Source organism: Polaromonas sp. P3_A5 (assembly GCF_056403055.1).
Genome location: NZ_JBFUGF010000001.1, coordinates 2,947,438 through 2,966,380 on the forward strand (window position 1 = coordinate 2,947,438; position 18,943 = coordinate 2,966,380).

Below are 18,943 nucleotides of genomic sequence, written 5' to 3' on the forward strand. Positions count from 1 at the left end.
CCCCGGAGGGGGGAACGGGCTACACGCAGTGAGCCTGGACGGGGGTGGATCTGGTTCACCGTCCCCTGCAAGGGGAGAACAGGCTACACACAGTGAGTCTGGACAGGGGTGAATGTTTATTCATACAATTCGTTACCTGCATCGTTCGCCACCGCCGCCATGCAACTGACCCCGCTGATCGCCATTCATCTGTTTGCTGCCAGCACCGCCATCGTCATTGGGCCCGTCGCGCTGTGGGCGCGCAAAGGACGCGTGCAGCGGCCCAAGTTGCACCGGGCTTTTGGTTATGCTTTTGTGACGATGATGCTGGTCACCGCCACGACGGCCGTTTTCATCCGCGACTATGACTATCCCAATATCGCCGGCTACACACCTATCCATTTGCTGGTGCCATTCGCGCTGCTCAGCCTGAGCGGCGCGTTCTGGCATTTGAGCCGCGGCAACATTGCGGGCCACCGCCGCGCCATGCAGTCCCTCTACATTGGCGCATGCCTTGTGGCAGGCGTGTTCACGCTGATGCCCGACCGCTACCTGGGCAAGATGCTGTGGATGCAGCTCGGCCTGCTGTGACTTTCCACATCGCCCGGAAAAGCCGCAGCATTTTTTGACGAGCCCGTGGCAGGACGGTCCGTGCACGGAGTCCGATGAAAATCCCTCAGACGCACACAATGCCCCACCCGGGCGCCCAGAAAAAGAAGGAACACCCATGCACCGTTATGTCCTGAGTGGCCTGTTGCTGCTCGCCGCCACCTGCGTGCAGGCCGGCATGGGATTCACCGAACTGCCCGGCCTGCAGGACGATGGCCCCATCAGCGTTTTTTACCCTTCCGCCGGTGAAGACCGGCAGGCCCAGTTCGGCTCCTATTCCCTCAAACTTGATCGCGGTGGCCAGCCGGTGCGCGGCAATACGCGCCTGGTGGTGATCTCGCACGGCTCGGGCGGCTCGCCCTGGACCTACACCGACCTGACGCGCCGCCTGGTCGAAGACGGCTTCGTGGTCGCGTTTCCCCTGCACCGCGGCGACAACGCCAGGGACCCGTCCACTCCCGGACCCCACAGCTGGAAGCTGCGGCCCGCCGAAGTGTCCCGCGCCATTGACGCGGTAGCGCATGACCAGCGCCTGGCACCGCTGCTGTCGCTGGACAAGGTCGGCATGTACGGCATGTCGGCCGGCGGACACACCGCCCTGACGCTCGCCGGCGGCCGCTGGTCCCCGGCGCTGCTGGCCCGGCATTGCGAGGCCAACATTGCCGAGGACTTTCACACCTGCGTCGGGCTGACCACCCGGCTCACGGGCGGCATGCTGGACGGCCTGAAAAAAACGGTGGCGCTGGCAGTGATTCGCCAAAGATTCAGCGACGCAGGCTGGCAAACCCACACCGATCCGCGCATTCGCGCAGTGGTTGCCGGCGTTCCGCTGGCCGCCGATTTCGACATGGCCTCGCTGGCCTCACCGCCCGTGCCGCTCGGGCTGGTCACCGCCCGGCAAGACCGCTGGCTGGTGCCCCGTTTTCACAGCGGCGTGGTGCTTGCGGCCTGCAAGCGCTGCGAACACGTGGCCGACCTGCCCACCGGCGGCCACGGTGCGCTGCTGTCGCCGCCGCCACCGGCCGATGCCATGTCGGCGCTGGCCAAAGACCTGCTGCTGGACCCGCCCGGCTTTGACCGCAGCGAGCTTCCCGCGGTGGACCAGAAGATCAGCAGCTTCCTGCGCAGGCACCTGCTCCCTTAAATTCCCGGCAACGGGTTTGTGAGGCTGGCCACAGGCACGCCAGGCAGTCACGCATCGAAGTGAACCAAAAATGAGCCTTTCAGGTGCATTTTTGAGTCAAAAACGAACCAATAAGAACCATTAGTAAAACTTATCTACTCGTACATTCATTCGCTGATGGGTGAACCCTACTACCGCTTCATGAAGGTGAAATATACATTCAGTTACACCAACATTACCACCAAGGTTCTCACGATGAACAGCTTCACCTCCCGCCGCAATACCCTGGTCGGCCTGACCGCCATTGCCGTAGCCAGCGCCCTGCTCTCGGGCTGTGACAACCCGCCAGACACCATCAAGATCGGCGTTGCCCAACCGCTGTCGGGAAACCTCGCCGCGCTCGGCCAGGACTTGCACAACGGCGTGAAGATGGCCGTGGACGAGATCAACAAGGAGGGCTTCCAGATCAAGGGCAAGACGGTCAAGATTGAAATCGTGGCCATGGACGACCGGTCTGATCCAAAAACCGGTGTGGAAGTCGCGCAGCAGCTCGTCGACGCCGGCGTGGTCGCCGTGATCGGCAACCTCAATTCGGGCGTCAGCATCCCGGCCGCACCGGTCTATGCCGCCAAAAACATTCCCCAGCTGGCCATCTCGACCAACCCCAAGTTCACCGAGTTGGGCCTGGCCACCACCTTCCGCCTGGTGGCCAACGACAACCTGCAGGCCCGCGCGATCGGCTCCTTTGCCGCCAACCAGCTCAGTGCCAGCAAGTTCGCCATCGTCGATGACGGCACCACCTACGGCAAGGGCCTGGCCGCCGGTGCGGCCGTCGAGCTGAAGAAAGCCGGCAAGGCAGTAGTGGTCACCTATTCGTCCGACGACAAGACCACCAAGTTCGACGAGCTGGCCGGCAAGATCAAGGACGGCAATGTCGAAGTGGTCGTGTCCACGCAAGGCGACTTCCAGATCCTCGCGCTGATTGATGCCCTCAAGAAGATCGACTACAACCAGCAGGTCAGCATCCTGGGCGGCGACACCATCAAGACGACCGACATGCTCAAGGGCAGCGACACAGTCAAGGGCATCTACGCCACTTCGCCCATCCTGGACGCCAAAGAGTTCGTCAACGGCAAGGCCTTCCTGAGCAAGTACCAGGACACCTTCAAAAGGGAGCCGGCTTACGGCGGCCACTACACCTACGACGCGATGTACATCCTGGCCGGCGCCATGCGGCGCGCCAACTCGGTCAAACCTGAAAAGATCACCGAAACCCTGCGCACCTTTGACGGCTACGCGCCAATTACCGGCTCCATGAAGTGGGACTCGGTGGGCGAGCAGCGTTACGGCGTGGTCGGCGTTTATTCGATCCGCAAGGGTGTTTGGGACCTGCAGCTGCGCTCCGACCGCTGGTAGGCTAAGCTTTCGGTCGTCATGACCGAGCCCACCTCATTGCCTGGCGCACTCCCTGGTGCACTTTCCGGCGCGGCGCCTGCCCGCCACCACGCCACGCCCGCCGAAGTCCTGGACTTCTGGCTGGGCGACGGCGTCGAAAAAGACTGGCCCACGCAAGACCTTGGCAAGCGCTGGTTTGGCGGTGGCGCCGAACTCGACGAAGACATCCGCACGCGCTTCGGCCATGCGGTCGAGGCAGCCGTGGACGGCGGCCTGCAAGGCTGGGCGCAACCGCCCCTTCACCGCCTGGCGCTGGTCATCCTTTTGGACCAGTTCACACGCAATGTCTTTCGCGGCTCCGGCAAGGCCTTTGCCGGCGACGCGCGAGCCCAGCAACTGGTGCTGGAGGCGCTGGCCGCCCAAACCGACCTGCAGCTGCCCTGGGCCGGGCGCGTCTTTTTGTACATGCCGCTGATGCATGCCGAAAGCCTGGCGCTGCAGGATGAATGCGTGGCGCGCTTCACCCGGCTGGTGGACGACGCGCCCGACTCACTCAAGCAGCGCCTGCGCGGCAATCTTGACTTCGCCCACCAGCATCGGGACATCATCGCCCGCTTCGGACGCTTCCCCTACCGCAACGCGGCACTGGGGCGTACCGATACGCCCGAGGAAGCCGACTTTCTCCTCAAGGGTCCGCGCTTCGGGCAATAAGGTTCCCCCTGTCCAGGCTCACTGCGTGTAGCCTGTTCTCCCCTCCGGGACGGCGCCTGCGGCCCGGCAAAGCCGGTTCCGCGGCCCCCGCTGGTGAATACGCCGAAGAACCGGCTCTGCGGGAGTTATGCATCAAACCGGCCTCCAGCCCAAGTGGAACTTGCGAAAGCAGCTACTAATTTGATAGCAAGCAACAGTAGGCCTCATCTTTCCTGCTTTTGAATCCATAGCCTCGGCTACGCCGTACTAGCAACGGGACGTCCCGCGCCACATCGCCAACAACAAGGGCGGACGTCCGGTACATGCCGGCCAGCCTGGCCGGTTCACAAAAACCCAGGAGTTCAAAAATGACTTTACGCACAGCCACCGCCTCAGCTTCAGTTCTGCTCGTGTCCTTGCTCGCCGCCTGCGGCAGCATGTCGCCCATGATGCCCACGTACTCGCAGGCCGGCCTGCCTGCCGCCGTGCAGGTACCGGCCGGCAACAAGGTCGCGATGGAGACCGTCGGCGTGGGCGACATCACCTACCAGTGCAATGCCAAAAAAGACATGGCCGGCCAGTTTGAATGGGTCTTTGTCGGCCCCGACGCGAAGCTCAATGACCGCAGCGGCAAGCAGGTCGGCAAATACTACGGCCCGCCGGCCACCTGGGAAAGCATGGACGGCTCCAAACTGACGGCAACGCAAATCGCGGTCGCCCCCGGCGGCATGGGCAACATCCCTTTGCAGCTCGTCAAGGGCAACCCGGCCATGGGCAGCGGCGCCATGAGCGGCGTGACCTACATCCAGCGCGTGGACACCCAGGGCGGCGTTGCGCCCGCCATGCCCTGCGCCGCCGGCAACATGGGCGCCAAACAGGTCGTGAAGTACCAGGCCGGCTACATCTTCTACAAGGCGATGTAAACGCCGGAAAGTGCAGGGAGTTCGCACAGGCACTTCCCGGCGCCCGACACCCTTCACCCGCATCTCCTCAGGGTGAGCCGCCAGCTCTGAAGTCAGGCGGGGCTGGTCTTACGCCCGCAGGCTTGCCGCAAGGCCGGCGCTGCGGGCTTTTTTGTGGGCAGTTGGCCTCCTCTTTGGCTGCTTGCGTGACCTGTCTTTTGACGTGTCGCCTGAGCTGTCGCGTTTGCCCGCAAACGGTCCGGCCAGGCGCTGGCAACGAGGCTGCGCGGCGTCCTACAGATGTTTACATTTCAGCGGGCTCTACTGGCAAGCAGGCAAAACAACAACCCGAGGAGCCTTCATGAAAAGCACACACAACACCTTTTGGGCCTACAGCAAAAGCGTTGCCGTCACGCTGGCCATGGTCACCGGCACCGCCGCGCTGATCACCGCCTGCTCCGGCGTCGCGCCGCTTCCCAAGGAATACACGCAGGACCCGCTGGACGCATCGGTCAAGGTGCCGCCCGGGCATGTTGTGGCGCTTGAAACCACCGCCAGCGGCCTGCTTCATTACGAGTGCAAGGCCAACGCCGACACGGCCGGCACCATCGGCTGGGTTCTCGTGAGGCCCGAGGCCGACCTGCTGGACCGCACCGGCAAAACCGTCGCGAAATATTCCGGCCCGCCTGCCACCTGGACGCACGTCGACGGCTCCAGCGTCGTCGGCACGCAGGTGGCGCTGGCACCCCGCATAGGCGCCACCAACCTGCCGAACCAGCTTTCCACCGGTGCATCCGGCGCCACGCCCGGCGTCCTGCAAAACATCACCTACATCCAGCGCATCAAGACCAAGGGCGGCCAGGAGCTGGGCAAGGCCTGCACGCAAGCCGACCTCGGCGACAAGCTGACAACGTCTTACCAGGCCGACTATATTTTCTGGAAAGCCTCTTGAAGCAGAGCGGCAATGGAACCCAAAAGCCCGCAGGCCCCTGGTCTGCGGGCTTTTTTTCTGGCGTGGGCAGAATCAATCTGCTACTGAATTTATAGCTGCTCGCGCTGATTCTTATTGGGCTGCAGCCATATTTGGCACTGGGATGGAGCTGCATCACGACATCGGCATTGGCACCGGCATGGAATACCGGCTGGACGCTTCCAATGCGCCATCACCCTACCCGGTGAACCTGCCGACCTTTGCCCGCACCCATTCTCTTCGGCGTCCTACAGCGGGCCTGGCTTATTGTGTTTTACTGGTGCCTGAGACCATCGCCCCTCACCTGGAACCTGCCGTGAACACCAAAGCCTCTCGCGCTCCCTTCTTCGCCCTGCTGCGAAGCGTGCTCATGGTCACCGGCGCAGTGGGGGTGCTTGGCGCCTGCAGCGTACGCCTGCCCAACCCCTACAACGCCCAGCAGGCCCTGCCTGAAGCCATACGCGTGCCGGCGGGTCACCAGGCCGTGCTGGAAGCCCAGGGCAAGGGCGACCTCCTGTACGAATGCCAGGCCATCAAACGTGCGCCCTATGAATACGCCTGGCTGCTCCAGACGCCCGGGCTGCGGCTGCAAGACAGTTATGGCCAGACCGTCATGTACTACCCGGGTTTGCGCTCACGCTGGGTGCACAGCGACGGCTCCAAAGTCGCCGCGCGGGAACTGGTCGAAGTGTTCACCGACCGCAGCAGCCTACCGCTGCAGCGGGCCATGGTGAGCCCTTCAGACACCCCGGGTGCCCTCGCCAGCGTCAGCTACATCCAGAGCCGCAGAACAGCGGGCGGGGTTGTGTCGGCCACCCCATGCACCTCCGCCAGCCTGGGCATGCGGGTGTCGGTGCCTTACGAGGCCGACTATGTTTTTTGGCGCCCGGCCGCCTAGTACTGCAACCCACCAACCTTTCAGCGCCCAACAAAAAGCCCGCACGAAGCGGGCTTTTTGTTTGAGGGTTTTGGGGCGTGATTGACCGGCAGGATGCCTTTCAAAACCCCTTAACGATTCTTAGCGATATCCGTGGCCGTGACCATGTCCGCGGCCGTGGCCATGCCCCTGGTAATACACCGGGCGCGGACCATAGTAGCCGCCGTGCCTGGGGCCGTAGTACACCGGCTGCGGTGCGTAATACACCGGTGCAGGCCTGACGTACACAGGGCGCGGCTGGTAGTACACCGGAGCAGGCTGGTAATACACAGGTGCCGGCTGCACATAAACAGGCTGCTGGTACACCGGGTAGGCGTTTGTCACGCCGACCTGCACACCTGGGGCGGCAACCCCTACAGAAAAGGTCACGTTGTCGCGGGCCTGGGCTGCACCGGCAAAGCCGAAGGCGGCCAGGGCCAATGCGGCTGCGGCACCAGCCATGGCGACGGAGCGGTTTGCCTTGAATGCTGTCTTCATATGATCTCCTTAACAGGGCAGGAAATGCCCATGTGTTTATTAAACGCGCCACCCCCGTAACGGCGTACCGCATGCACAGTGAAGAGCGTAGCCAAACGTAACCCCCTAAAATCACTCAATGACCACCCCCGCCCCTGCCTCCGCTCCCGCCGACAAAGAAACCCACAAGCCCAGCAACTTCCTGCGCCAGATCATCGAAAAAGACCTGGCCGAAGGCACTTATGCCAGCCGCCGCTGGGGCGGCAGCCCCGGGGACGCCGCCCACCACGCTGGAGGCCAGCCCGACCCGGCCAAGGTGCGCCTGCGCTTTCCGCCCGAACCCAACGGCTATTTGCATGTGGGCCACGCCAAAAGCATTTGCCTGAACTTCGGCCTGGCGCGCGACTACGGCGGCGTGTGCCACCTGCGCTTTGACGACACCAACCCCGAAAAAGAAGACACCGAATACGTCGACAGCATCATCGAAGCCGTCAAGTGGCTGGGCTATGACTGGGCGCAGATCGGCAACGGCAAAGGGGGCGACACGCCCTACCAGGCCAGCGACTACTTCGACTTCATGTACCGCGCGGCCGAGTATTTGATTGAAAGCGGCAACGCCTACGTTGACGAACAAACCGCCGAAGAAATGCGCCACAACCGCGGCGACTTCGGCCACCCCGGCACCAACAGCCCCTTCCGCGGCCGCACGCCCGCCGAAAACCTGGCGCGCTTTCGCGAGATGCGAGACGGCAAGCTGCCCGACGGCGCCGCCGTGCTGCGCGCCAAGATCGACATGGCCTCGCCCAACATCAACATGCGCGACCCGGCCATTTACCGCATACGCCGCGCCCACCACCACAACACGGGCGACAAATGGTGCATCTACCCCATGTACACCTTCGCCCACCCGGTCGAAGACGCACTCGAGCAAATCACCCACAGCATCTGCACGCTGGAGTTTGAAGACCAGCGCCCGTTTTACGACTGGCTGCTCGACCGCCTGGCCGAAGGCAAGCTGATCGCCACACCGCACCCACGCCAGTACGAATTTGCGCGACTGAACCTCACCTACGTGCTCACCAGTAAACGCAAGCTCGCGCAGCTGGTCACTGAAAAGCGCGTGAGCGGTTGGGATGACCCCCGCATGCCAACCATCGTCGGCCTGCGCCGCCGCGGCTACACGCCCGAATCACTGCAACTGTTTGCCGAGCGCATCGGCGTCACCAAGAGCGACAGCTGGATCGACTACAGCACGCTCGAAGGCTCGCTGCGCGACACGCTGGACCCGATCGCCCCACGCGCCATGGCCGTGCTCGACCCCGTCAAACTGGTACTCACGAACTGGGACGAAGTCATGGGAGCAGGCAAGCTCGACGACTGCAGCGCACCCGTACACCCACACCACGAAGAGATGGGCAAACGCCAGTTCAAGATCGGCAAGGAAGTCTGGATTGAGCGCACCGACTATGAAGAAACGCCACCCAAAGGTTTCTTCCGCCTGTTCCCACCGCACATCAACGCGAGCAAGCAAGCCATTGCCGGAAGCAAGGTGCGCCTCAAATACGGCCACGTCATCGAATGCACGGGCGCAGTGAAAGACGCCAGCGGCAAGGTCACCGAAGTGCACGCCACCCTGATCCCCGACACCAAGAGCGGCACCCCCGGCTCCGACGCCATCAAGGTCAAGGGTGTGATCACCTGGGTGGGCGTGAACGACGCGGTGCAGGCCGAGGTGCGCCTCTATGACCGCCTGTTCACCACCGAGCACCCCGGCACAGGCGACAAGGATTTCCACGACGAGCTGAACCCTGACAGCCTCAAGTCGGTGACGGCCTATGTTGAGCCGTCATTGACCAATGTGCCTGCCGGCACGCGCTTTCAGTTTGAGCGGCATGGGTACTTTGTGACGGACCTGGTGGATCACTCTGCCAGCAAAGCCGTATTCAATCGCGTCACGGGCATGAAGGACAACTGGGCCAAATAGCTGGCAAACCGAAAGACGCAGCGCCAACGAAGCCCCAAAAAAGCGTCTACAAAACAATTCGAATTACGAGGGAGAATATTTTGAAAATCTGGTTGCATGCCGTGCGCAGCACGATGTTGATGGGCACGCTCGGTCTGTGCGCACTGGCCGCCCAGTCCCAGCCGGCGCCTGCTACCCAGGGTCCGAACGAAGGCATCAAGGAAGTGCGGATTTCATCCGACAAATTCGAGCGCCAGGCGGCCCTGCCCAGTTGGGTCGAACCCATCACCAACTTGCCCGCCACGCAAAGCAAGGCACCAGTGGTAACCATACTGGCGGACACGCAGTTCATGGTGGGCGCACAATCCACCAGCTTTGTACACCGGGCCTGGCTGGCCAACACCAATGCCCCGTTGCAGTCGCTGGGCACGATGCAGGTGTCCTTCAACCCCGAATACCAGAGAGCCAAGCTCCATATCCTGCGCATTCACCGCGCAGGCCAGGTTCTTGACAAGCTCGCCACGGCCGAAATCCGCTTCCTTCAGCAGGAAACCGGCCTCGACATGGGCGCCTACAACGGCGAAACCACCGCATCCATCCTGGTTGAGGACCTGCGCGTCGGCGACATACTGGAGATCGCCTACTCCACCATCGGAGCCAACCCGGTCATGGGCAACCGCTTCATTGACTACGCCAGTTGGGACCAGGGCGGCCCGGTTGACCGGCGCCGTGTCACGCTTAACTATCCTTCCGCGCGCAAGATCAATGTGCGTTTTTTGGGCGACCTGAACAAGGACTATCCAAAGCCTGTCGAGTCAGTCAGCGGCGCGATGAAAAAACTCCGTTGGGAACAGCTCGCGCTGCCGGCCGTGGACTTTGAAGCTTCGGTTCCTTCCAGTTTTTATGTGGGCCGCTCCATGCAGTTCTCGGAGTTCCAGAGCTGGGCCGAGGTGTCGGACTGGGCTGATCAGCTGTTCCGTAGCAACACACCCTTGCCTCCTGAAATCATGCAGGTAGTGCAAACGCTGGGCACCAAGCCCACCATGGACGAGCGCGTCTCCGGTGCACTGCAATGGGTGCAGAACGAAATCCGTTATTTTTCGGTGTCCCTGGGTGAAAGTTCGCACCGCCCCACGCAACCCGCGCTCACCCTGCAGCGCCGCTATGGCGACTGCAAGGACAAATCATTCATGCTGATCGAGATGCTGCGCGCGCTGGGCATCAAGGCACAGCCGGTGCTGGTGTCCACCCGCTTTCGCGACGGACTGACGAAGATGCTGCCTTCACCTTACGCTTTCGACCACGCCATCGTGCGCGCGGAAGTGGAAGGCAAAACCTATTTTCTCGACCCCACCCTGATCGGCCAAACCGGACGGCTGGACGCGCTAGGCCAGCCGCATGAAGGCTCTGAAGTACTCGTTGTTCAACCCGGCAACAGCAGCTTCACCCGCATCAAGTCAGCTGATTACGCCGCGATCTCCCGCAACGAACTCACCGAAAAAATCACGCTGCCGAAATTTGGCGGCGACGGCACGCTCGAAAGCCAGAACCTCTGGTCGGGCTACAGCGCGGAAATGCGCCGCATCCAGTTGGCCGCCTGGACGACCGAGCAGCGCGACAAGGTGTTTCGCGAGGTATATGAGCGGCTCTATCCCGGCATCCGTTTTTCGGCGCCGCTCCAGGTGCTCGACGACACCGTTAACAACGTCATAACCGTCAAAAACCTCTACATCATTCCCAACCTGGCCATCACGGCCACTGGCGAGTGGGGCGTGCGCTACAGCGCCAGCAACATGGCGGGCATGGTGGTCATGCCGCCGTCAGTCAATCGCACCCAGCCGCTGTCCATGGAAGTCCTGCCGCGCAAGAACCGCTACTCGATCGAGATTGAATTCCCGCCTGAGGTGTCTGTGGTGCGTGACCCCCTCACGCGCTCCGTGCGCGACGACGCCTTTGACTACAAGGTCTCCAGCACCTTTCGCGGCAATCGGGCATCAACCTCCATCGAGCTGGCCGTACTGCAAACCCAGATCGAGGCGTCACGCGTGCCGGCCTATGCGGCCGCCCTGCGCCGCACGGGCGAGATTTTTTACCCCATTGCGGTAGTGCGTAAAGACGACATCAAGGCATCCGGCCTGCTGGGCCTGGGGGCCAAAAACCTGCGCCAGACAATTGAGGACCGCCTGAAAGACCGCATCGGCAAGATCGGCAAAGGTATCGACAGCGGCCGGCTGAGCGGTGACGACCTGGCAAACGCCCTGTGCGAACGCGCCGAAGCACTCACAGACCTCGGCAAACCCGAAGAAGGCCTGAAAGACGCCCAGCTTGCCATCAAGGGCAGCCCCAACTTTTCGCGCGCCTATGCCTGCCGCGGCAATGTGTACTTTGGCCTGCAAGACTACCCCCGCAGCATTGCCGACTACAGCAAGGCCATCTCACTCGGCGACGAAAGCGACCACGTGATGTACCGGCGCGGCCATGCGCGTTTCTACGGCGGCCAGCTTGCGGCAGCGGCAGAAGACTTTGCCAAAGCAAGCCAGTCCAAACAGGCTGATGCAGACGCAGCACTTTATGCAGAGCTGTGGCGCGTATGGACACAAAAGCGGCTGGGCATCACGCCGGACGCCGCACAACAAGCGCTTGCCAGGGCCAAGCCTGGCGGTGACTGGCCCCGCCCCGCCCTTGCCATGCTGCACGGCCTGATGACGCCCGAACAGGCCCTGGCCACACTCGACAGCAAAAAGGGCGACGAGCGCGACATGGCTCTTGTGGAGGGCTACTTCTATGTTGGCCAAAACTACTACGCCCAGGGCGACAAGACAAAAGCCGCCGAGTTTTTCAACAAGGCCCGCGAAAAAGGCGTCCTCCTCTACATCGAGCACGTCGCAGCGGGCCTGGAGCTGCAACAGATGGGTGTCGCCAAGCCCTGAGCCCACATATGCGCCCATCCCCTTATCCCAAGCGCCTCCGGAATTTTCTGGTGATGACGGGATGGGCGGCATCCCTGCTGGTACCGGCCACCGGTCATGCCCAGTTCGGCCGTTTCGAATTTAGCGACGCAGGCGACTTCTCGGAATCAGCCATCCTGCATGGCGTCAAGGCCACACAGGCGCAATGCGCAGCCGCCGCCAATACAGTCTGGGCCGCCACGGCTCGCTCGGGCGCCGAATGCATGAAATACTGGAAGGGCGGCTTTGGCGACCAGCCCGTCAAACGCGCCATCGTGTTCTTTCATGGCGACGTCTTTGTGGGCGTAGGCAAGACCAGCAAAAACTACCTGGACTTGACCAATGCCCAGTTGCAAAACTTCGCCGACGGTTGGGCCAAAACACTCGGCATGCCCTACATCTACATGGGCCGCCCGGGCACCCACGGCTCATCAGGCGACCACATGCAGCGCAGGCGCATTGACGAATCACTCATCATCTCGGCCGCGTTAGACGAGATCAAGAAGCGCTACGGCGTAGAAGAATGGGTAGTCGCCGGGCAAAGCGGCGGCGGCCACGTCACGTCGTCCTTGATCACCGAACGCTCAGACATCATCTGCGCCGTCCCCACCTCAGCGCCCTCTTCACCCCGCATCCGCTGGGAAATGATGGGTCGCAGCAAAGACACCACCAACTACGCCGATTCCTACGAACCCTGGAAATTTGTCGTCAAAGAAAGGATCCATCCCAAGCTGCGCGTGTTTGTGCTGGGCAACCCGAATGACAAAAACGTTTTCTGGGCCTCGCAGACCGTGATGGCCGACGCATTGCAAAAAGCGCAGATTCCGGTTCAGGTGCTGCAAGGTGAAGGCACCGGGCCAGATGCGCATGGCCTGTCGAACTCGTCGCGCATTGTGGCGGGGTGGTGTGCGAAGGATCTGGGGACTGAGGAGATGGTGGCGCGGGCGGGTAAGAGGCTTAAGGGGTGACTTGCCGATATACGCCTCTTCAGATAGAAGTACTATCTACAGCCATGCCAGCAACACCGCGCCTCAGCGGAAGTTCAGTTTAATCAGGTAGTGAGAATAAAACCGCTGGAGAATAATAGTGACAAGTAAAAAAAGAACGACTGACAAAGGCGGTGTCTACGCCAGACTTCTGTCTAATCGACGCGAGCGCTCCTCCACTTTGCCACCACGCACCTTGGCCGTCGAAGCTGAAAGTGACCGGGGACGCCTTGTCTTCTCCGCACCTTTTCGACGTCTCCAGCAAAAGGCACAAGTTTTTAGTCTTGAGCCTAACGCAGCGGTAAGAAGTCGCCTCACGCACTCAATAGAAGTGGCACAAATTGGCCGATTTATTGCAGACCAAATCGTCGATGAGCTTCTCAGTAAAGAGATTATTAACGTCGCGCAATCAAGAGCATTTGTGACTTTTGTAGAAGTTGCTTGCCTTATGCATGATCTCGGGAACCCCCCTTTTGGTCATTTTGGAGAGGCTGCAATTGCAGAGTGGTTTCGATCAAAGGGGCCAGCGGCACTCACCTGTGCTGCAACAGCTAGCGGACTTCACCTTCGTCGCGGCGAAAGAGAAGAAGCTCTTGCGGACTTTGTTGAGTTCGACGGCAATTGTCAAGGTCTGCGTATAGCCTCGCTTTTGCAATGGAATAGCGATCCGAATGGATTGAACTTAACTTACACGTCTATGGCTTCGTACCTCAAATATCTACGACATCCGGACTTCAACGCATCAGCGGAGATGAAAGCGCTTCCCTTCCAAAAGAAAGCAGGTTTCTTCAGCACGGAAAAAGATTTGATTGAAAAAATTTGGAAGCATTTTGGAATTAACCCAAAATCCCCACATCGATTTCCCCTAGCTTATGTTATGGAAGCAGCTGATGACATCGCCTACTGCATCAGTGACTTAGAAGACTCTATTGAAAAAGGTCTCCTCTCCGCAGATCAGGTCTTTAACGATTTATTGTCTAACTGGTCACCCCATCATTCCGGCTCAAAACCTGGCAGTTTGGCCACCGACATCACCGATATCCTTCAAAGAGTAGCAAAATCGAAAGCTTCGTCAGCTTCGCGCTTTACTGACTTTAGAACTAGGCTGTCCCGAGTGCTATCCGAAGCGGCAAGCGCAGAATATTGCAAGAAACACGGATCAATTTTGAAAGGCCGGTCGGAAGGTCTTATTGCGACTGATAGTGCTGGTGGCAATATCCTGGATCTTCTAAAAAACTATTGTCGAGAAAAGGTCTACCAACATCCAACCATAGAACGAAAAGAGCTTGCTGGCTTGACAGCTGTTAGAGGTCTCCTAGATCACTTTAGTTGCCTTCTCCAATGTTCGCAGGAGCGCTTCGCTGCATCGCTGGATAAAAAAACAAAAGACGGTACTGGTGCCAGTATCCTGGTGGAAAGAAAGTTGCTCAGTCTGTTTCCTGAGCGATACAAGCTCGCATACAAGTACTCCGTATCGGAGTTGGAAAGTTATGGACTTAGCTCTAGGCAAAAAAATCTCCGTGAATGGAATCTCAGGGCACACCTAGTTACGGACTTCGTGAGTGGAATGACAGACGACTTTGCTCTTTGGAGCTATCAAATGCTCTCAGGAATTAGGACAAGTTGAATGAATCTTGCAGACAAATCTCACCCGTATTGGCATCTCGAATCAATCCTTCGGGAGGAATCGAGTGTTGCCACAGTGCATTTAAGCTATTACCTATATCGACCCCAGTCTCTTTTAGATCAACGTACAGTTTTCCAGATCAGACGAACCGATTTTTTGAACCCAGCGTACTTCGAGCAATTTCTTAGCCAATGCCCAGCAGGTTACGAAACAGCATTTCACTCGCTAGTAACCTGTCGCGACGAAAACCAGCGCCATCTGCCTATGGTTGATATGGCAACCGAAGAACTAAGCGATTTGTCAGAAGTCAACGCGTTCGTTCAAGACAATTCGTTTCATGGATTCGTTTGGTTTGAAAGTGGAAGATCTTTTCATGGCTATGGAACTCGTTTGGTAACTTACCAGCAGTGGATTGAACTGATGGGGAAGCTCTTACTTTGCAACGGTCGAAGAACAGACCCCGTAGTAGACCCAAGGTGGGTTGGTCATCGCCTTCTCGGTGGGTATGCTGCTCTGCGATGGACTCGAAACACACCACAATATCTTTCTATACCGCGCCGATTGCAGCCGAGAAATTTGGGCTGAAGCAAGGTGAAAACACCCAGTTTTTTGGCCGAGAAAACGTTAGCCGCTCCCAATGCTCCAATCCAACTTCAGCCCCGCAGCAGACCGCAACAAGCAGCCCATCCTCGACGTCCTGCGCATAGTCTTGCCTGAGCGAGGCAACGCACTGGAGATCGCCTCAGGCACAGGCCAACACGTTGCCTGGTTTGCCGCAGCCCTTCCGCAATGGACGTGGCAACCCACCGATGCGATGCCTGCCGCGATGGAATCCATCTCTGCCCAAATCACCGAACAGGACTTGCGCAATGTGCACCCTCCCCTTGTGCTCGATGTGATGGCGCCCGAGTGGCTGCCGGGTGATGCACGGTTCGACCTGATCTACTGCGCCAACATGCTGCACATCTCGCCCTGGGCGACCTGCGCTGCGTTGATGCAGGGCAGTGCGCGCCATCTGGCGCCAGGCGGCGTGCTGGTGACTTATGGGCCTTATCTGGAAGACGGTGTGCTGACGTCCGAAGGCAACCTCAACTTTGACCAAAGCCTGCGCACGCAAGACCCCACTTGGGGCATCAGACGCAGGGAGGATGTAGAGTACGAAGCCGCGCGCGCCGGCCTGCAGTTGCAAACCCGGCACGCCATGCCGGCCAACAACCTGCTCCTGGTCTGGGGAAAATCACAGCAGTCGGCAAAACATTAACTGCGCACTCGTCGGCGGCAAGCCGAGTCCGCTATTATTTTTATAGCTGGTCGCGCTTTCCCATCAAGGGCTACAGCATCATTTCCAATAAATTCTCGTTCTAACCCGGTTAGCGTGGCGATCAGCGGCTTTTCTCAACCGGGTTGGCGGTCAACCAATTAGCCGGATACGCCCGCATGAACTCCTTGGCCTTTTCCGTGCGGGCGCTGAGCCAGGCATCGTAGGCGCCCTCGTTCAGAATCGCCAGCATGCGTTTTTCGTTGCCCGGCTGCTGGTACCGGCTCATCAGGGCGTGGCTGTTGGCATTCACTGTGAGGAGTGCGTAGCTGACGATGACTTCGCCATCCGCGCCTGCCCAGCTCTCCCACAGGCCCGCCACACCCAGGGGTTGGCCATCGACCCGGGCAATGCGGGTGGGCACGGCCTTGCCGCTGCGCCAATCGTCTTCCATGAAGGCCATCATCGGCACGATGCAGCGCTGCCCGGCCAGCCAGGCATCGCGGAAGTTGCTGGACGTGGTGACGGTTTCCGCGCGGGCATTGACCAGCTTGGTCGAACGCAGTTTGGCGTCAGACGCCGACTTGACCCAGCGCGGCACCAGACCAAACTGCCCGGTCACCAGCTCATGCGAAAGCAGCGCTCGCGGGAGCTTTTCAGCGCCTGTGGGCTCGTCAACCTCTTCGGCTTCCTCAGTTTCTTCGGCTTCATCGACTTTTATCGCGCGGATAAAAACACCCGGCTTGCGCGGCCACACATTGCGTTCCACGGGCGAATCCGGGGCGGCCACGCCGAAGGCATCGGTATAAAGCGTCGCGGTTTTGATGCTCTCGTATTGGGTACTCATGCGGCGATGCTATCGCAGTGCCGCTACCAGGACATGGTCCAATGACACCCATGCCCAGCCCCAGCTTCCCCCCGCCCACCGCAACCGGCATGCCGCCGCGCCTGATCTGCTTCAACAAGCCCTACGGCGTGCTGAGCCAGTTCACGCCTGAAGGCCGCTGGCGCGGGCTGAAAGACTTCATTGCCGTGCCGGAGGTGTATGTGGCCGGCCGGCTGGATGCGGACAGCGAGGGCCTGCTGCTGCTGACAAGCGACGGCGCGCTGCAGGCGCGCATCAGCGACCCGCGCTTCAAGATGGAAAAGATTTACTGGGTGCAGGTTGAAGGTGTGCCCGGCGAAACTGCGCTGGCCGCACTGCGCCAGGGCGTGCAACTCAACGACGGCATGACGCGCCTCGCCAACGCGCGCCTGATCGGCACACCACCGGGCCTGTGGGAGCGTGAGCCGCCCGTGCGCGTGCGCAAGGCAATCCCCACCACGTGGCTGGAACTGGGAATTCGCGAGGGGCGCAATCGCCAGGTGCGGCGAATGACGGCCGCGGTGGGCTTTCCGACCTTGCGCCTGATTCGTGCTTCCATCGGCCCTTATGCGCTGCAGGGCCTGACGCAGGGCAGCTGGCGTGAAGAGACAGAGCAGGCCGAAACCAGCTGAGGCGTTTGCCCTTTGGGTGAGGCGGTGGCACGGCACATGGCAGCCGAAGACAGGAAGGGCAGCTTGGACGGAATAGCCTTACTTTGCGTTGTTACCCTGCTTAAGTCGGACATGCAGATGCACCCCACCGGACCCCTCATTTGCAACTTCCTTGACTTCAAGATAGGGTTGCTTTCGCATCAACTCGCCCAGCTTGGAAAAGCCATAGTTACGGGGATCAAACGAGGGCTGGTTCTTGGTCATTTGGCTACCCACAGGCCCCAACGCTGCCCAACCGTCTTCGCGGGTGACGGCACCCAATGCGGCAAGCACCATCGGCTTTAGCGCAGGCAGGGCGGGAACCTCTTCAACTTTCCCGCCTTTTTCTTCCGCCACCTCGGACCGCAGAATTTCCGTGTAGATAAATTTGTCGCACGCAGCCACAAAAGCTTCTGGGGTTTTTCTTTCACCAAAGCCATAGACGACCAGGCCTGCCTCGCGAACGCGTGTAGCCAGGCGGGTGAAATCACTGTCGGAAGAAACCAGGCAAAAACCGTCAACACTGCCTGCATGCAGCACGTCCATGGCGTCGATGATGAGCGAGGAGTCTGTGGAATTTTTCCCGCTGGTGTAGCTGAATTGCTGGATGGGCTGAATCGCCATCTTGTGCAGTGTGTCCTTCCAGCCCTTCAGGTTGGTCGTGGTCCAGTCCCCGTAAGCCCGCTTGATAGTGGCAGTGCCGTACCGGGAGACTTCCGCTAATAGCTCCTGGATGACAGCGGCCTGGGCGTTATCCGCGTCAATCAACACCGCCAGTCGCTTGTTGTCCTGAACCGCCATGCCTGCTCCCGGTTGTTTTGGCTCATCGTACTAGAAGAACCCTTTTTGGACCTCGACCTCGTAGGCCCCAAGCCACCGTAAAGCTACGACCGCAGAATCTTCTCCATCGCCTTTCCTTTGGCAAGCTCATCAATCAGCTTGTCCAGCCAGCGAATCTTCTGCATCAGCGGGTCTTCGACCTCTTCTACTCGAACACCGCAGACCACGCCCTTGATCAGCGACACGTTCGGATGCATGGCGGGGGCCAGGGCGAAGAAAGTTTCGAAATCGTTTTGCTGTTTGATTTGCTTGTCCAGCCCCTTTTGGTCATAACCGGTCAGCCAGCAGATGATCTGGTCGACTTCTTCTTTGGTGCGGCCTTTGCGTTCGGCTTTTTGAACCAACATCGGGTAGACCTTGGCAAAAGCCATTGTGAAAATCTTGTGCTTGAGCATCGTCATTCCTTCTGCAAAGCGGCTATGCCTCTGCCTCCAGCGAGGCCTTCAACCGGCCCAGTGCCTGGTCCCACTGCTGGGCAATCAGGTCGAGTGAGCGGCGGGCTTCGTCGAGCTGCTGTGGGTCAAACTGCCACAGGCGCTCTCGCCCCACTTTGACGTGATGCACCAGCCCCGCGTCGGCCAGCACATGCAGGTGCTTGGTTACGGCCTGACGGGTGATGTCGGTGGTGGAGGTGAGCTGGGCAATTGACACGGCGCCGCCCACGCAGAGCACCGCCACCAGCCGCAGGCGGGTTTCGTCGCCCAAGGCGGCGAAGACGCCTGCGGGGCCGGGCTGGGGGGTCAAG

19 protein-coding genes are annotated in these 18,943 nt (G+C 60.1%); 14 read left to right on the plus strand and 5 right to left on the minus strand.

The features are described 5' to 3' along the window. The first annotated feature begins 159 nt into the window (after window positions 1-159). From AC1DU8_RS14090 to AC1DU8_RS14120, 7 genes are all read left to right on the plus strand, one after another. Entirely contained in the window at window positions 160-570 is a 411-nt protein-coding gene (locus tag AC1DU8_RS14090) for a DUF2306 domain-containing protein (protein ID WP_477726885.1), read from the plus strand. Window positions 571-706: 136 nt separating this feature from the next. Continuing rightward, window positions 707-1,732 (plus strand): alpha/beta hydrolase family protein, encoded by a 1,026-nt coding sequence (locus tag AC1DU8_RS14095; RefSeq protein ID WP_477726886.1) that lies wholly within the window; start codon window positions 707-709, stop codon window positions 1,730-1,732. A 234-nt stretch (window positions 1,733-1,966) separates the two neighbouring features. Beyond that, on the plus strand, window positions 1,967-3,127 hold the full coding sequence (locus AC1DU8_RS14100) for a branched-chain amino acid ABC transporter substrate-binding protein (RefSeq protein WP_477666400.1): 1,161 nt from the start codon (window positions 1,967-1,969) through the stop codon (window positions 3,125-3,127). A gap of 18 nt (window positions 3,128-3,145) precedes the next feature. Next, entirely contained in the window at window positions 3,146-3,817 is a 672-nt protein-coding gene (locus AC1DU8_RS14105) for a DUF924 family protein (protein ID WP_477726887.1), read from the plus strand. Window positions 3,818-4,164: 347 nt separating this feature from the next. Next, window positions 4,165-4,719, plus strand: coding sequence for a DUF3455 domain-containing protein (locus AC1DU8_RS14110; protein WP_477700103.1), 555 nt, complete (start codon window positions 4,165-4,167; stop codon window positions 4,717-4,719). Between the two features lie 340 nt (window positions 4,720-5,059). Next, window positions 5,060-5,650, plus strand: coding sequence for a DUF3455 domain-containing protein (locus AC1DU8_RS14115; protein WP_477649856.1), 591 nt, complete (start codon window positions 5,060-5,062; stop codon window positions 5,648-5,650). Window positions 5,651-5,792: 142 nt separating this feature from the next. Next, the gene (locus AC1DU8_RS14120) at window positions 5,793-6,566 is read left to right on the plus strand and encodes a DUF3455 domain-containing protein (protein ID WP_477726888.1); all 774 of its coding nucleotides are present in this window, start codon (window positions 5,793-5,795) and stop codon (window positions 6,564-6,566) included. A 120-nt stretch (window positions 6,567-6,686) separates the two neighbouring features. On the opposite strand, the gene AC1DU8_RS14125 is transcribed toward AC1DU8_RS14120, so the two are convergent. After that, window positions 6,687-7,082, minus strand: coding sequence for a hypothetical protein (locus AC1DU8_RS14125; RefSeq protein WP_457279131.1), 396 nt, complete (start codon window positions 7,080-7,082; stop codon window positions 6,687-6,689). Between the two features lie 118 nt (window positions 7,083-7,200). Between AC1DU8_RS14125 and AC1DU8_RS14130 the strand changes: the two genes are divergently transcribed. From AC1DU8_RS14130 to AC1DU8_RS14155, 6 genes are all read left to right on the plus strand, one after another. Beyond that, window positions 7,201-9,045, plus strand: a complete 1,845-nt coding sequence (locus AC1DU8_RS14130; RefSeq protein WP_477726889.1) for a glutamine--tRNA ligase/YqeY domain fusion protein — start codon at window positions 7,201-7,203, stop codon at window positions 9,043-9,045. Between the two features lie 80 nt (window positions 9,046-9,125). Then, on the plus strand, window positions 9,126-11,954 hold the full coding sequence (locus AC1DU8_RS14135) for a DUF3857 domain-containing protein (RefSeq protein WP_477726890.1): 2,829 nt from the start codon (window positions 9,126-9,128) through the stop codon (window positions 11,952-11,954). A gap of 8 nt (window positions 11,955-11,962) precedes the next feature. Further along, window positions 11,963-12,940 (plus strand): alpha/beta hydrolase family protein, encoded by a 978-nt coding sequence (locus tag AC1DU8_RS14140; protein WP_477726891.1) that lies wholly within the window; start codon window positions 11,963-11,965, stop codon window positions 12,938-12,940. A gap of 118 nt (window positions 12,941-13,058) precedes the next feature. Next, entirely contained in the window at window positions 13,059-14,585 is a 1,527-nt protein-coding gene (gene dgt, locus AC1DU8_RS14145; RefSeq protein WP_477726892.1) for a dGTPase, read from the plus strand. Continuing rightward, window positions 14,586-15,170, plus strand: coding sequence for a primase 1D-like protein (locus AC1DU8_RS14150; RefSeq protein WP_477726893.1), 585 nt, complete (start codon window positions 14,586-14,588; stop codon window positions 15,168-15,170). Between the two features lie 52 nt (window positions 15,171-15,222). Further along, window positions 15,223-15,846, plus strand: coding sequence for a DUF938 domain-containing protein (locus AC1DU8_RS14155; RefSeq protein WP_477726894.1), 624 nt, complete (start codon window positions 15,223-15,225; stop codon window positions 15,844-15,846). Between the two features lie 121 nt (window positions 15,847-15,967). Here the strand turns inward: AC1DU8_RS14155 and AC1DU8_RS14160 are convergent, their stop codons facing one another. Beyond that, window positions 15,968-16,690 carry an SOS response-associated peptidase gene (locus tag AC1DU8_RS14160; RefSeq protein WP_477726895.1) on the minus strand — a complete coding sequence of 241 codons (723 nt, stop codon included), beginning with the start codon at window positions 16,688-16,690 and terminating at the stop codon, window positions 15,968-15,970. Window positions 16,691-16,731: 41 nt separating this feature from the next. Between AC1DU8_RS14160 and AC1DU8_RS14165 the strand changes: the two genes are divergently transcribed. After that, window positions 16,732-17,340: a pseudouridine synthase gene (locus AC1DU8_RS14165; protein ID WP_477726896.1), complete on the plus strand. Its 609-nt coding sequence runs from the start codon at window positions 16,732-16,734 to the stop codon at window positions 17,338-17,340. A gap of 78 nt (window positions 17,341-17,418) precedes the next feature. On the opposite strand, the gene AC1DU8_RS14170 is transcribed toward AC1DU8_RS14165, so the two are convergent. The 3 genes from AC1DU8_RS14170 to AC1DU8_RS14180 form a co-directional block, all read right to left on the minus strand. Next, window positions 17,419-18,159: an NYN domain-containing protein gene (locus AC1DU8_RS14170; RefSeq protein WP_477688840.1), complete on the minus strand. Its 741-nt coding sequence runs from the start codon at window positions 18,157-18,159 to the stop codon at window positions 17,419-17,421. 83 nt (window positions 18,160-18,242) lie between these two features. Further along, window positions 18,243-18,593, minus strand: a complete 351-nt coding sequence (locus AC1DU8_RS14175) for a DUF2200 domain-containing protein (protein ID WP_477688839.1) — start codon at window positions 18,591-18,593, stop codon at window positions 18,243-18,245. A 22-nt stretch (window positions 18,594-18,615) separates the two neighbouring features. Further along, window positions 18,616-18,942, minus strand: coding sequence for an ArsR/SmtB family transcription factor (locus AC1DU8_RS14180; protein ID WP_457279142.1), 327 nt, complete (start codon window positions 18,940-18,942; stop codon window positions 18,616-18,618). Window position 18,943: the final 1 nt, after the last annotated feature.